At 38.0% G+C, this 15,297-nt stretch carries 13 protein-coding genes; 7 read left to right on the top strand and 6 right to left on the bottom strand.

Annotated features, from left to right (window positions below):
* Positions 1-394: 394 nt before the first annotated feature.
* On the bottom strand, positions 395-1,228 hold the full coding sequence (locus tag MHI04_RS07990; protein ID WP_342535503.1) for an MBL fold metallo-hydrolase: 834 nt from the start codon (positions 1,226-1,228) through the stop codon (positions 395-397).
* A gap of 391 nt (positions 1,229-1,619) precedes the next feature.
* Here MHI04_RS07990 and MHI04_RS07985 point away from each other — a divergent pair, with 391 nt between their 5' ends.
* Positions 1,620-2,231 carry a TetR/AcrR family transcriptional regulator gene (locus MHI04_RS07985; RefSeq protein WP_058844658.1) on the top strand — a complete coding sequence of 204 codons (612 nt, stop codon included), beginning with the start codon at positions 1,620-1,622 and terminating at the stop codon, positions 2,229-2,231.
* Between the two features lie 18 nt (positions 2,232-2,249).
* Here the strand turns inward: MHI04_RS07985 and menE are convergent, their stop codons facing one another.
* The 5 genes from menE to MHI04_RS07960 form a co-directional block, all read right to left on the bottom strand.
* Positions 2,250-3,752 (bottom strand): o-succinylbenzoate--CoA ligase, encoded by a 1,503-nt coding sequence (menE, locus tag MHI04_RS07980; protein WP_342535502.1) that lies wholly within the window; start codon positions 3,750-3,752, stop codon positions 2,250-2,252.
* Positions 3,753-3,785: 33 nt separating this feature from the next.
* On the bottom strand, positions 3,786-5,360 hold the full coding sequence (locus tag MHI04_RS07975) for an acyl-CoA dehydrogenase family protein (RefSeq protein WP_342535764.1): 1,575 nt from the start codon (positions 5,358-5,360) through the stop codon (positions 3,786-3,788).
* An 83-nt stretch (positions 5,361-5,443) separates the two neighbouring features.
* On the bottom strand, positions 5,444-5,575 hold the full coding sequence (locus MHI04_RS07970) for a hypothetical protein (RefSeq protein ID WP_342535501.1): 132 nt from the start codon (positions 5,573-5,575) through the stop codon (positions 5,444-5,446).
* A gap of 592 nt (positions 5,576-6,167) precedes the next feature.
* Complete coding sequence (locus MHI04_RS07965) at positions 6,168-6,977, bottom strand: sulfurtransferase (RefSeq protein ID WP_342535500.1); 810 nt, start codon at positions 6,975-6,977, stop codon at positions 6,168-6,170.
* A 10-nt stretch (positions 6,978-6,987) separates the two neighbouring features.
* The gene (locus MHI04_RS07960; protein WP_271912875.1) at positions 6,988-10,599 is read right to left on the bottom strand and encodes a dynamin family protein; all 3,612 of its coding nucleotides are present in this window, start codon (positions 10,597-10,599) and stop codon (positions 6,988-6,990) included.
* Between the two features lie 401 nt (positions 10,600-11,000).
* Here MHI04_RS07960 and MHI04_RS07955 point away from each other — a divergent pair, with 401 nt between their 5' ends.
* The 6 genes from MHI04_RS07955 to MHI04_RS07930 all read left to right on the top strand — a co-directional run bounded on the left by MHI04_RS07955 (position 11,001) and on the right by MHI04_RS07930 (position 15,176).
* Complete coding sequence (locus MHI04_RS07955) at positions 11,001-11,285, top strand: DUF4183 domain-containing protein (RefSeq protein WP_342535499.1); 285 nt, start codon at positions 11,001-11,003, stop codon at positions 11,283-11,285.
* A gap of 24 nt (positions 11,286-11,309) precedes the next feature.
* On the top strand, positions 11,310-11,630 hold the full coding sequence (locus tag MHI04_RS07950) for a DUF4183 domain-containing protein (RefSeq protein WP_036118284.1): 321 nt from the start codon (positions 11,310-11,312) through the stop codon (positions 11,628-11,630).
* A gap of 637 nt (positions 11,631-12,267) precedes the next feature.
* Positions 12,268-12,888 (top strand): sporulation membrane protein YtaF, encoded by a 621-nt coding sequence (gene ytaF, locus MHI04_RS07945; RefSeq protein WP_342535498.1) that lies wholly within the window; start codon positions 12,268-12,270, stop codon positions 12,886-12,888.
* Between the two features lie 99 nt (positions 12,889-12,987).
* On the top strand, positions 12,988-13,635 hold the full coding sequence (locus MHI04_RS07940; protein ID WP_342535497.1) for a helix-turn-helix domain-containing protein: 648 nt from the start codon (positions 12,988-12,990) through the stop codon (positions 13,633-13,635).
* 19 nt (positions 13,636-13,654) lie between these two features.
* A complete protein-coding gene (locus tag MHI04_RS07935; protein WP_036118294.1) occupies positions 13,655-14,614 on the top strand; it encodes an LCP family protein in 960 nt (319 codons plus the stop codon).
* A 7-nt stretch (positions 14,615-14,621) separates the two neighbouring features.
* Positions 14,622-15,176, top strand: coding sequence for a phosphatase PAP2 family protein (locus MHI04_RS07930; RefSeq protein WP_342535496.1), 555 nt, complete (start codon positions 14,622-14,624; stop codon positions 15,174-15,176).
* The last annotated feature ends 121 nt before the right edge of the window (positions 15,177-15,297 follow it).

The following is a 15,297-nucleotide window of genomic DNA, read 5'->3' as shown; positions in this document are numbered from 1 at the left end:
CCCTTTGTTTTTCATTATATTTCAGAATCATAATACTTTGTGAAAACATAGTCAATAAATTTTCTGTCAATTTATTTTATCCTTCAAAAATACAGTATTTAATGACTTTAAATATATTTTTCTGTCAAATTAAACATTTCACAATCAATTATTTTGAGATAATTAATGTTCTATATTACGTCGCATAAAATGTACAACTGTAGCCTTTTCACCTGTTCATCTTTTCACATAGTATTTTTCTTATGTAAATGAGAATTTTTTCACAAACTTATGTAAGCGCATCCATTGTCTTAATTGAGTTTGTCACAATTTATTCACATTTTTTCACAAAGTTTTTTATTATGTATCTCAAAGTATTTATGTAAGTCACAGCTAACCAACAAAAAAAGAGCCCTTATGTTAAGGACTCCTGCGTAAAGTGATGGATAAAAGCCGTGATAATATGCTTGGAAGACCATTGTTCCCCAGATACTTTCGTAATCGGATAATCACGAGGAAAAATTGTTTTGGTCATTTCTTCAATCGTATAACCTTGCATAAACAATTGCTTTACTTTTCCCTCCATGTCTTCTAAATAAGCAATTTTTTCCTGTATTTTTGTTCGCCCATCTGCTATAAAGCCCGCATGACAGCAATAGACGACATCGAAATCGTAGTTGACTATTTTCCTCAAAGACGCCAAGGTATGTACGATGTTTTCTTCATCAAGCACAACCTTCGTCTTTGGCTGGATAAACAAATCTCCTGTAAACATAGCACCTGTTTCCCGATTGTAAAACGACAAATGATCTGTTGTATGCCCAGGTGTTTCAATGACATCCCATGTAGCTGATTTCGTTTGAATAGTATCGCCAATTGCTTGGGCAACAAACGCCGATCGTTCCCCCCACAGTGCCTGACGATAAAGCGGATAATCTCCATCCACTGCACAAATGCTGACTGAATCTCGGTGTATATAGATAGGTACATTTTTATGATGGTGTTGAATCCATGCAGCATTGCCTACATGATCCTCATGAGAATGCGTTAAGGCCAATTGCTCTATTGGTATTTCATTAAAAAAGGATTGGAATTCCTGCGACAGCGAATAGGAGCCTGTATCAATCAGTAACCCATCCACAAAAAAACTGTACACACTCATGCCAATCCCCTGAACTGCTACTTTACCATGTGCACATCGTACATCATGATGCTGTTCAATCTCTATACTTTTCTCACGTGTAAACATCCTCTTCCCCCTTTGCCCCTTGTACAAAAAAGTGTAGCATATAATGAATGGCGAGTCATTTTTGCGAATAGATAACAACAACGGAATTTTTCTTTACATATTTTCTGAAATGCTAACACATAAAGAAATAAACATATATTGACAGTCAGCAAAAGCAATGTATGACTACCTGCCAGTCATTTGTAAAAATTTCTAACTAACAATGATGAAAAGTTTTTAACGCTCTTACAGTTGCGTGTTAACTGGACTTGCTTACCTCCCAGTTAACACAAGAAATCCATTTATCTTAAAAAATACAATTTTATTACACTGAGTATCACGTAATTTGATTGTCAATATCTGATGTTTTTTATAGAATCTTATTTATATAAAGTGTAAAGGAGCAATACTTATGGAGACAAAAGAGGTTCAGCATGTATCCAAACGACAACAGAAGAAAACGATCAATAGAGAAAATATTATTAATGCCGCTATCGAATTATTTAGTTCAAAGTCATTTGCTGAGGTGAGCATGCGGGCTATCGCTAAACATGCAAACGTTTCTCCAGGTCTAATCTATCAATATTTTGATGACCAACAACATTTATTTATGACGGCATTTAAAATTGAAAGCTCTAGCCTTTTAAACGTATTGCACCAAACCGTCGAGGGACAAGATCATCAACTCGAATTACTGGCAACAAAATATATAGAATACATGTATATGCACGATAATTTATATCATATGATGACCTATTTCATGCTAGAAAACGAACAACATGGCAATGTCTCACAAGAGCTACATGACATAATCGATGAGTTATTTTCACTTTTCAGAGAAGCTTTAAGACAACATCTCCCTGATGACCATCTTAAACATACTGTTCAACTTTTTTTCGCATCGTTAAATGGCCTATTAATTACCTATAAAAATTTACCTGGTCGTTCATCAGACTCCAATTTGCAACATATTAAGCAACTAACAAATCTTTTGGTCCATACAATAAAAAGGCAGGAAAAATAATACCTGCCTTTTTATTTTTTATGGTTGTTTGACTACCTGCTTTAACTGATGCTTGAGTAATTTTCCAACAGCATTGCGAGGAAGCTGTTCAACAAACTCTACTTCTTTCACTGCTTTATAAGAAGCTAAATTTTCTTTACAAAACGCCATTATGTCCGCTTCTGTTATCGATATGTTTGGTTTTACTACTATATAAGCTTTTGGAATCTCGCCCCACTTTTCATCCGGCATGCCAATCACCGCTACATCAGCAACAGCTGGATGGTTGGCAAGAGTTAATTCTAATTCTGCAGAATAAATATTTTCTCCGCCACTAATAATCATATCTTTTATTCGATCAACAACATATAAGTAGCCATCACGATCTATATAACCAACATCTCCAGTATGGTACCAACCATTCTTTAATACTTGCTTTGTCGCTTCCCTATTTTCGAAATAGCCAACAAACACTTGTGGGCCACGTAAGCGGATTTCTCCTACCTCACCTGTAGGTAACACTTCGCCTGATTTCACATCAACTACGGCTATTTCACCATGCATCATCGATTTGCCCATAGAATCATACTTATCTTTATTCATCTGCTCCTTCCACATTGTCACTGCCCCTGTGTATTCCGTAATACCATATACCTGCTGAATCGGAATACCTAGTTGACGAAATCCTAAAATAAGTGGCACAGGCACAGATGAAGCACCACAGGTAATGTTACGAATAGAAGATGAGTCAGCGTTAGCAACCTCATACGTTTTTAATAAGTATGCTAACATTGTTGGTACTGTCATCATGGTCGTAATCTTTTCTTGTTCGACAATTTTCCAAGCTGCCATAGGTTCAAACGCTTCCATGAGTACCATTGTACAACCACACAGAATATTTGTGATGAGCGGAGCGATGCCACCTATGTGAAAAAATGGTGCCACCATTAAAAAACGATCATCCTCCCACCAATCGATGGTTTGCGATAACCCCATCCCAGCAGCCAATAAATTATTATGGGAAATCATCGCTCCCTTTGGCTTACCTGTTGTACCCGATGTATACATAATAAGCGCTACGTCATCATTACTTGCATCATAAACAGGTTCTTGACTGTTCTCTTCAAAAATAGCTTGCAAGGAAGGGACAGTTGCATGTGATAGAATGTCAGTATTGACACCTTGTACTTGTAATGCTTGCATCATTGACGCAAAATCAACATCATAAACAATGAGTTTTACTTTACTATTCTCCACAATATATTGAAGCTCCGGCACTTGTAGACGCCAATTTAAAACAACGGTGATGACACCAATTTTCGCTGCTCCCATTAACACTGCAATGAAATCCTCATTGTTTTTGGATAAAATCGCTAGACGATCCCCTTTAGCAAAACCTTGCTTCTTTAAAAAATGAGCAAAGCCATTGGCCCTCGCATTCATTTGTTGAAATGTCCACCGCTTGTCTTTGTGAATAAAAGCCTCCTTCTCCCCCATTAAAACTGCACGATCCTGTAATAACTTACCAATATTAATGTTCATAATTGTCACCCCTAAACAATTTTTGTCCACATATTAATCTAGTGCAATTGGTAAATCCTTTATATCCTTTATCGTTTGCTCCTGGAATAAGGTAAATATCTCTTCCCAGATTTGTTCCCATTTCCTTGCTGCTTGTCGATTTTCAAAGTTTGGTAACGCGGTTAAATTCACCTGCATTAATTGTTCGATTTGCTCTGCAAACCGCTTTACTTCCTTCTCCGAGCTATCTACAAGAATACTAGCAATTAAATCATAAATAGAAATTTGCGGTCTCATCTTCACAAGATCTCTATATATCTGAGATAATAAAACATTTCTTGGCCCCTCCCATAATTCATTCACTAGACTATCTCTAAACAATCTTGGAATGACTGAAAAATCTTCAATCGCCCCATGTCCACCAAAAATAGAAATAGCCAACCTTAGCTTATCTACAGCTTCTTTAGAAGCATAAATTTTTTGCAATAAAATTAATTCACGCACAACGAACGCTTCAAGAGTATTAGGTTCTTGTTGTGTTTGAAGAAACGCTTGGTAAATATGAAAGGCTGAGCCTACAATACGTTTAGCGGCATATTCTAAATCCTCAAGCTGTGCTGCAGCCATTGGAAATTCATCAATGCGCCGATCAAATACTGATCTAAAGCTTGCGTATAGCTTAGCTTCTTGTGCTGCTCTCATTAAAAAAGCACCACTAGCAAATCCAATATCCAACCTTGAGCGGGTTAAAACAATACTAACAGCAAGAGCAACACCTCTATTTTGTGGGCCTACGCGATAAGCAATAGCTCCTTGATAATCGATTTCTGCTGATGGTAACTCTGCAGTACCAATTTTCCATTTCAAACGATTGATCACGTGATGATTTCTTTTCTCTTTTTCCTTATTCCCTTGAAGCCAAGTAGGTACAATAAACACCGCAATATCATCAGTGTGCTCGATGCGCGCAGTCACTACAGCATAATCGGCATGCACCGCTGAGCAGAAAAATTTATTGCCAAATAACCGATAATGATCACCCTCAGGCTTAGCCATTAGTACATTCGCTGGAATGTTTGATCCCCCTTGAATCTCTGACATATACTGTGCACCGATGCCAAAATGTCCCTCATAGCCTTCTGTCACATGCTCATATATACGCTTTACTTCATCAGGAACCTCCTCCTTGAAATGATCGATTAAAGCAACCAGTCCGTCTGTACATGCTAGTGGACAAGTAATACCAGCTTCTCCATTACCATGTAAAAAAAAGCGCTTAATGATCCCTTCATTTTTCAACTGTTCCTTAGAAAATAGACCCTGTCCAAATATGTCTTTCTCCATTTGTTGCATCTGGTTTGAACGAATAATGCGATCAATGCGCTCATTATATGCATTGTAATGTCTTATTTTAGGCTGATTTTCCGGACGTGCACTTTCAGCAGCTATTGCACGCCAGTCCGATGATCCTTTTTCCACAAAAGGCTCCAGTCTCGGCAGCATCTCATCCCATGTTTCATGACAAAACTGTTGCAAAACTTGTAATAAAAAAGGATTATCTAAATCATTCATAGCATCTCTTTTGTCAATAAATTCTCGAAAACTATATGTTTTTTCTCCAACATGCACCAATACACACACTCCTTTTCTAAATTTTAAGAATATTTTATCATCTTAAATTTAAAAAGTAAACAGTGTTCATTTTTAATTCTCTAGGTACGTTTTTCTATTTTAATCGTGCTATCTGATACTTCGAGCAGTCTATCCACCTCTTTTTCTGTTTTATCCATCACTTTGCACGTTCTATCCACTACTTTTTCTGTTCTATCCATTACTTTGTACATTCTATCCACCTCTTTTTCTGTTCTATCCATCACTTTGCACATTCTATCCACCTCGATGGAGCCTATCCTTCACTTTAAGCTTTCTATCCACCTCTTTTTCTGTTCTATCCATCACTTTGCACATTCTATCCACCTCGATGGAGCCTATCCTTTACTTTAAGCTTTCTATCCACCTCTTTTTCTGTTCTATCCATCACTTTGCACATTCTATCCACCTCGATGGAGCCTATCCTTCACTTTGAGCTTTCTATCCACTACTTTTTCTGTTCTATCCATCACTTTGCACATTCTATCCACTTCGATGGAGCCTATCCTTCACTTTGAGCTTTCTATCCACCTCTTTTTCTGTTCTATCCTTCAATTTATGCTTTCTATCCACTTCGATGGAGCCTATCCTTCACTTTGAGCTTTCTATCCACCTCTTTTTCTGTTCTATCCTTCACTTTGCACATTCTATCCACCTCGATGGAGCCTATCCTTTACTTTAAGCTTTCTATCCACCTCTTTTTCTGTTCTATCCATCAATTTATGCATTCTATCCACTTCTCTAAGCGCTAAAAAAACGCCCACCGAAGTGAGCGTTTCAATTTAATTATTCATTTGTGCCTTTTTCCACATCATACGCGGTAATCCAATCACTGAAGCTGCCTACATATAATTGGATGTTTTCATAGCCTTCATCTGCTAGCACTGCATATAACGGTGAGGCTGTCACGCCGCTACCACAGTAGACGACAATCTGCTCATCAGGCGTAACTTTTTGGCGTAATGCGTCGTTCGCTTTTAATTGGCCGTCTGTCTTTAATTGCTCCCAGTCAAAGTTTTTTGCGGTTGGAATATGGCCTGCTACCTTATCCAGTGGTTCCATTTCGCCACGATAACGTTCAGCTGCACGTGCATCGAGCAAGGTTGCTTGTACTTCGCCGTCTACTATTGCCTTTACCGCTTGGCGTGGCGCATATAGTTCATCCTTCCAATCAAATTCTATGATCGTTGGGGGATATTTTATAATATCCTTGGTGAACGGAATTTTTGCCTCTAGCGCAGGGGCACCGCCATTGACAATCACTACATTTGGGAAACCAGCGTATGTCAGCATCCACCAGGCGCGCGGAGCGAACGGGGCTGCTCCCTGGTCGTAGACAACAATTTGATCTTCATAGCGTAAACCTAATTCTTGAAATACGGAAGTCAACTTTTCTTTGCTCGGCATCGGGTGACGGCCGTCCTTACTGTCCATATCGGATAACTGTTGTTCTAAATCAATATAAATAGCACCAGTTGCATGTCCTTCTTCAAATGCTTTTTTTCCAGCTTCTTTGTCCAGAAGATCGAAGCGAGCATCGATAAAACGGACGCCATCAAACTGTATTTCATCCACTGATTTGAATACTTTTCCCATATAAATCACCTCATGCGTATTGTAATTGTGCGTAAATTGCTTTCCAAGAAGCTAAACGGCTCTCTTCTTGTAAGGCAAGTCTTTCTGTCTCAATTTGTTCAAGCGCTTGATGATAAATATATAAACGTAATTTTTCGGCTTCCTCTGCAATAAACGTAATGGCCCATGTCATAAGAAAAACTTTCTGTGCATCTAAATAATCTTGTGCATCTGGTTTTGTTACAGCTTCCAGCGCCTCGCTCAACTTTATTTTTTCATTCTTCTCAAAGAAAGCTTTTTGATTGCGGAAGTGAGATTTTACGCTAGTATATTTTGAAATATCTGTGAATGGCCCTTCAAAATCCAGTAAATTTGGCTCTGAAGATTCAAAGTTTAGGAACGAGAAGCTTCTATTCAACTCTTTCAGCTCACGCACCTCATCTTTGAAGCGTTGCTGCATTTTCTTGCTTATGAACTGTGATAAACGGAAGTTTGTGACACGCATTTCTTGTGTAAAATCAAAACGCAAGCTTTGCATCACTTCCTTCAGTGCATGCTCCAATGCTTGCTGTGCTGGCATCGCAGCAAATGTCGAAGGATTATAACCTTCCTTAAAGAACTCAGGATAACGATAATAGACACGTTGGAGAACATAATACAGGAGCTCATCAAGCTCTTGCTTTGTTTCACTCTCTAGCATGCTTGTATTGAGCACGCTGAACTTCGATTGGATATGTTGTTCAAGTGTTGTTAATTCCTCTAAACGCTCATCTTTACGTTTTAAGTTTTCCTCCGTTTGTGCGATTAAATCGGCTAAACGTTGCTCTGTTTTATCGACTTCTTCTGCAAGAGCCTGTACTGCTAAGGCACTTAATTCATCATTTAAGAATGTATGGAAGTCGCTTTCGAATGGTGGCATGCCAGATGTTAAATCGGCACCTTCTACTTTTTCTTTTAATGCTAAAAGACTCGATACCCCATACAGTCGTGGGAAACGAATGCCAAAACGTTGTAACTCTGAACGAACATAGCCTTTTACGTCTTCCTGTTCTTCTTCTGTTGTTGCTAAATCAATGGCATTTACAATAAAGAACATTTTATCAAGCTCAAATGCATCCTTGACACGACCAAGCTGAATTAAAAACTCACGGTCAGCTTTAGCAAAGGCATGGTTATAGTACGTAATAAATAGGATGGCATCAGCATTGCGAATATATTCAAAGGCTACACCTGTATGACGAGCATTAATCGAGTCCGCTCCTGGTGTGTCAACAAGTGTCACACCCATGCGTGTCAATGGGCTATCGTAATAGAAATCAATATTATCAACAAAGCATGATTTGTTTTCTTGCGCCACAAATTTTTCAAATTCTTCACGGCCTACACGAATGATCGTACCAAGCTCAGATTTAAATGTTGGATAGCCTTCCTTATAAGCACGAATAAATGACTTATGAACATTTAAACGTTCATCCGTTAACTGAACGGCAAGCCCTTCATCAGCACGATTATAGGCTTCCTCCAACGAAGCTACAGACAAGCCAATTGCCGCATACGAGCCTTGAATATCCTCTAGCATTTGCTCGGCTGTTTTAAGCTGTACATCGGCCGTTTCATGTGGATGCTCTGGTGTTACTGGACGAATTTTATTGATGGCTGCTGTTGTTGGGTTCGGTGATACAGGTAACACCTTTGCACCCATTAAGGCATTGGAGAAGGATGATTTCCCTGCACTAAATGCGCCAAACAAAGCAATCGTAAAATCTTTTTTCTGTAAACGTTCCACTTTATTTTCAAGGTAATGGGCAACTTCTGCAAAGCCTTGAACCTCTTTGACTGCATTGGCTGTATGCAGTGCGCGATTAATCACACCATCGATTGGAAGAGTCGTTGCACTGATGGCTTGCTGCGTTTCCTCTTGTTCGATGACCTGCTCTTTTGGCTTCAGCATGGACTCATCAAACAAACGAATATCGGCTAAATCTTGCTTAAATGACTGTGCCCAATTGGCTAGCTGCTGATTCGCAACTTTACGGATTTCATTGCTCGCTTGATGCATAATGCTTGCACTATATTGCTGATAGCCTTCGATTTCAAGCACTGCCTTAATTGCATCCACTTTGTCTTGCATACCCGCCATTTTTAATTTTGATGGTGCAGCCGTTTCTGTTGCCACAGCTTCAAGCGTTGTTGCTTGCGCATTTTTCCAGCTATCTGTTTCCTGAATAAAGTAGCGCTTCGTTGCCTCCGCGACACGGTTGGCGAAGTTTAACACAGCATCACCTGTTAACAGGGCACCAGTTTGAACTTGCTGCTCAATCAATGAAAAAGGTAAGTCAAATACATAGGCATCAATGGCGGAAGCACGCTCTTCATTTAATGCACCTACATCTTTTAATGCTTTTTTCATAAGTCCTTTTAAATGCCCAGTAATTTGTGCATGAACGACGTTCTGATAGGCACTATATGCATCCTCTTTACGACGGTTACGTTCTTCCTCTGTTTTTTTCTTCGCTGTAAAGAGTCCCCCTACTTTAAAGCCCTCCTGCACACTTTCTAAATAAAGGCGGAGGCGATCACGTACATCAGCTGGCATGATGGCTGCATTGGCTAGTAGTTCCTTCCGTTGCTCCTCAAATGTTTCGTTCCATGCCTCTACTGAGAATAATTCAACTTGACGATTTAATTTATTGTATTGCTCTAAAATATCTTGATGGTGTGCCCAGTCGTCCGCACTTAAAATTTCTTCATCAATAGTTAAACGATCCTGTCTTTCTTCCATTAAATAATGGTCATGCTCACTTTGCAGTAAACGCAATGTATTCGTTGCCGTTTGTACAAGCTGCTCCTGCCAATCATTCATACTGTCCATCACGATGTTCTTTACGACCTCAAAATCATTATGTGGATGTTCAGGCTCTCTCAATGATGTGAAAAATACACCCTTCGGCACAACGCCCCATGCGGCAAAGGATTGATGAACCGTTGCTTTAAAGTCTTCAAAGCTCAATTCATTATCTTTATGCTTATCAATCATATTGACAATTAAATAAACGTTTGGATTGTATTTCATTAATTGCTTTGTAAATTGGAAATTCAGTTCCGACTGCACATGGTTATAATCCATTGTATAAAATACGATATCTGCAATATGGAGCGCCGATTCCGTTGACATACGGTGTGCATCATCTGTGGAGTCTACTCCTGGCGTATCCATGACAGTAACGCCTAGTGGTAGTGTAGAGGCACTGTGCCCAATTTCAATTTGTGACACTAAATCCCCATTCTTACTAAGCTCTTTTACTGTTTTAAAATCATAGCCTGCCTCAAATTTCACAGGCTTTTCATTGTGCATATAGACAATTGCAAAATCTTCCTCTGATTTATGCACTTTTACGATATTCGCACTTGTTGGAATTGGACTAGATGCCAGTAAGTTTTCACCAGACAGCGCATTAATCATACTCGACTTCCCAGCAGAGAAATGACCCGCAAAGCCAATCACATACTCTTTTTGCTGAATTTTTCGAGCAAAAAGAGAGGTTTTATCCATGCGTTCTGTATCACCATTATGCTGATAGATTATGTATTGCAAAGAAGCTTGCTTTAATAGCTCCTCCAATTGTTGTTCAAAATCTTTCATGAAACCAGTTACCCCTTTTTCGTTAATTATTCATAATTAGTATTCTACCTTATTCAACTAGCAAAGTATAACACTAATTTACGGTAAAAAGCATGTATGCCAACGTTTCTATCCTAATAAGTCCCATCATAAAATGTTGATGATCCGAAATAATCTTCCTCAAATGATAGATGGTCAACTAGTTCTCTTGCTATTTTCTTCATATTTTATAGTAAATGTATTCGGGGCAAAGGTTATTTTTTAAGAATGGAGTGTGATCGCACATGCTGAATCCTAAGTCTCATCGAATCATAGAAAAAAGTTGTCCGTGTCACTGTGAGGATCGATTTTTCTGGCCCCGTATCAAAGCAACAAACGGCACGCCCATCGTCCCTCCTCCTATCGTTCCAGAGGGCACTATTTTGCCGATTATCCACCGCTATTTTTATATCGTCACAGCTGATCTTGATCTAACAAATGGGGTCACGCTGCCAGCGACTCTCTTCTGGAATGATAATGCTGACAATATTACAGAGTTTACCCTCTTCTCGCCAAACGGTTACGTCAATCTTTATATTAATGCGGTGATGCAAGAAGGTGGCATTTACACCATAACACCAGCCGCCTTAACAATCGTACCCTACAATGCCACTTTGTATAGAGGCACACCCATTATCATTGAATCGCTTGGCTTTATGACAAGTTAATATCCAAGAAAGGAGGTGAATCATATGGCACTTTCCATTATTAATATTCATGTCAATGTCACAGGTACATCTACACGATTTTTTAACGTTTTAGCTGCACCTCTTGCCATTACAGATGGTACTACAGTCGCTGCTACAACGTTTTTAGATGATAGCGGTACAGCGGCAACTGCATTTCCAGTAGTTACAAACGGCTACTATAATTTATATATCAATGGCGTTCTACAGGAGGGTGATGCTTATACAGTTTCTGCAACTGAAGTTACATTCAACACTGTTACAGCATCACTTTCTGCTGGTACACCAATTGTGCTTGAAGCAGTTGAATTAGTCACAACTACCTAACCTAACTAAAATAGATGCCCTAAACTCTCTTAGGGCATCTATTTTACAATTGTAGTAGCTCTCTGAACGCTTACAATAGTCTAGCGCATGACGCCTATTTCTATGAATACATAGAGTTTAAGCAGCCACTTTTATTTTTTAGATTGCACAGACAGGCTTCACCATGAAATAAAGACCCTAAAGGGCGTAAATCGGTGGTACTTTCCATTATCAATAGTCATGTTAATGTAACAGGTACTTCTGCTCTGTCCATTGATTCACAGAAATCTAAGTCACTTGAAGAAAAAATTTACAGGCAATAGACTTCGAACCAATACTTCTAACAAAAATGAAAACTGTTCGGAAAATTGTACAAGGTGGTAGTTTGGATTCCCCTGTTAAAATAAGTAAAAAAATAATGAAAACCGAAAGCTCCGATTCTTTGTTAATTAGGCTTAGATTGGGTCTTTTTTTTATTCCAAAATCAAAGGACACTTAATTAATACATTGTAAGTACATGAAACAAAACAATGGTGCTCAATAATGGACGAGTTTTTTTAAGTGGCATAACCGTTGCTTTTTTGTCAAAAATTTTAGGAAAACAGGCACCAATTGTCAACATAAATAATATGATATAAAAAAATAAGGGGTGTAAGCTGTGACTTGGTTAATCATTTTAGCTTTTACGCTTTCATCAAGTATAGATAATTTAGGCGTAGGGCTCTCTTACGGGATTCGAAAGATACATGTTAGTTTTGGGAAAAATTTATTAATAGCAATTATATGCTTTGTTATGAGTATGGGAGGCATTACGTTTGGGGTTTGGCTCTCGACTATTCTTCCAGGTATGCTTCCTGTAATCTTTGGAGCCTTATTGTTATTTATCATCGGGATTCGCATCATTCTTTTAGCTAAACCACGTAAAAATGAACCTTCAAAAGAGGCGTTACAGCCCAAAAATGGGCAAAGTATTTTTAAAAACCCTGAGGAAGCTGATTTTAATAAGTCTGATGAAATCGGCTGGGGAGAATCTATACTTCTTGGTATTGCATTATCAGCAAATGCACTTACAAATGGTGTGGGCGCTGGCCTACTCGGACTTTCACCTGTTGTCATTTCGTTAACAGCTGCAATCGGGAGCTTTATTACTATTTGGGCAGGAGTCAAATTAGGAAGTAAGGTCGCTGATGTTCAGGTTAGTTCATTTACTATAGGGCAATTTGGCACAGTAATTAGTGGTTTGTTGATGTTACTGCTTGCTTTTGCAGCATTTTATTAATATTGTGTTGACATTTTGTCAACACAATATTACACTTCTGTACAACGGTAATTTTCCATTAGACAATCATTAAGGAACTAACAGAAGGGAGAATCGAATATGGCAGAAAATAGAGAAAGTACTACTCTAGGTTTATTGTTGAAAGAATTACTAAAAGAACGCTCATTATCCATGCGGAAGTTTAGTGAACTTACAGGGGTCGATACAGCTACGATTTCACGGATTATCAATAATAAACGAAAGGCAACACCTCAACATTTAGAAAAATTCGCTGAATGTCTTGGTATTCCTTTCATTAATCTTGTTGAAGCTGCAGGGTATCCTATCGAACAGAGATATGAAGAGTCTCAATCAGATATTCATACCTCTGTTGATGCAATACAGACTTTTCTTAAGGCTTCTAATGTTTATGACAATCAATTTTCAGTGCAAGATGTTGAAAAAAAATTAGACGATTATGGATTATTTGCTCAAACAGAAGAAGGAAAAAATACAATTCATAAGAGTTTTAACGAAAAGATTCAGAGTGTAGGTAGCGTTGGACCATTTATTAGCAAGTTGAAAGAGTTATATGAAAAATTTACAACAAATAAGGGTACACTATTTGAATTAACAATAATTGGAAGTACATTATTGTATTTTATTATTCCAGTGGATGTCATTCCGGATTATCTATTTCCTATTGGTTATTTGGACGATGCGATAGCTGTACAACTTACTGCAAAAGGTTTGTTAAAAAATAACTGATAGGTGGATTAATTAATTTATGAAACATAGTAAAACGAGCCGTAGATGGCTAAGAAATTCGTTTTTAGCATTTGCATTGATCATCTCAATAGGGATTGTTTATTGGATATATCAGTACAATAGTGGATTGGCTATGGCAGAAGACGATATCAATAAAGAAGATGAAGAGACTTTTGAGCCATTCAAAGGTGTAGACCCGCAATTTGGTGAGATTAATGTGCTATTGATAGGCAGTGACTCTAGAGGAGACGAAGGTAGATCTGATGCTTTAATGATTGCACACTATAATCAAACTACGAATAATGTAAAAATCGTTTCGATTATGAGAGATACGTATGTTGACATCCCAGATTACGGGATGAATAAAATAAACGCTGCATTTGCTTTTGGAGGCCCAGAACTTGTAAGGAAATCAATTAAGCAGAATTTTGATATTGATGTCAATTACTACGCTATCGTTGATTTTGAAGGATTCCCCAAAATTGTGGATCTTCTAGCACCAAATGGGATTGAAGTTGATATCCCTTATGAAATGTCATATGGAATTGGTATGACATTATTTCCTGGAGAACAAACTTTACACGGTGACCAGTTATTAGCTTATGTACGATTCCGCCACGATCGTTTAAGTGATTTCGGGCGAGTTGAACGCCAGCAGGAAGTTATGACAAAGGTCAAAGAACAAATTAGCTTTCAAAGTTTAATAAATTTACCCAAAATACTTGGTGTTGCTGAGGCATATATTGATACTAATATTGACAATAAAACCATTCTTGCAATTGGGAAAGGTTTAATAGATGGGAAATCTAATGGTGTGGATACTTTACGAATTCCTGTCGCCAGTTCTTTTGACAACAAACATGTAAATGTAGGCGCAGTGCTAGATATTGATTTGGAAAAGAACAAAAGTGCATTAGAAGAGTTTTTATCATCAGAGGACAATGTACAAGTGACTAAATTAGAAGGAGTTTCATCTTAGAGAGAATATGAATATAGATTATCAACTTTTCAAACTACTAAACCAGTTTGCAGGAAAATATCCGATTTTAGATCAACTTGTCCTCTTGTTTTCAAAATATGGGCCCATTCTATTTGGACTGGTATTTATATGGCTATGGTTTTCAAAATCCCAAAATCAGCAGGAAAATAGAAAAATAGTATTATATGCATTAACGATTGTTATTCTTACACTTGGTATAGATAAAATTATAGAAATGGCGTATTTTCGACCTCGCCCATTTGTCAATCATAGCGTAACATTATTACTCGAAAAATCAAATCTGGACCCTTCATTTCCAAGTAATCATGCTGCTGGTTCATTTGCCCTGGCATTCGCTTTGTTTTGGAAACGAAGAAAAATGGGCACTGTACTCATCCTGCTGGCCTGCTTAATGGCCATTTCAAGAATTTTTATCGGTGTGCACTACTTTCTAGATGTGTTAGCAGGCGCATGTATTGGATTAGGGGTAACTTACATAGTTATGTTACTAGGTCGTCTTTTTGAATCTACCTTGCTACGCAAGAAAATATATACAAAGTAAGAGGTTTTTAGATTTAAAAAGTTCGCAATGGATGTGAACTTTTATATGCCCCAACCATCATTGCGTAAAAAAACCTCGCTGCAATTATTGTGTTTGAAGCTGCAAACTATCTAAATAATAT

Source organism: Lysinibacillus sp. FSL K6-1151, assembly GCF_038630755.1.
Taxonomy (GTDB): Bacteria; Bacillota; Bacilli; order Bacillales_A; family Planococcaceae; genus Lysinibacillus; species Lysinibacillus fusiformis_D.
The sequence above is the reverse complement of the archived record's forward strand: the minus strand, read 5'-3'. Positions and strand labels throughout refer to the sequence as shown.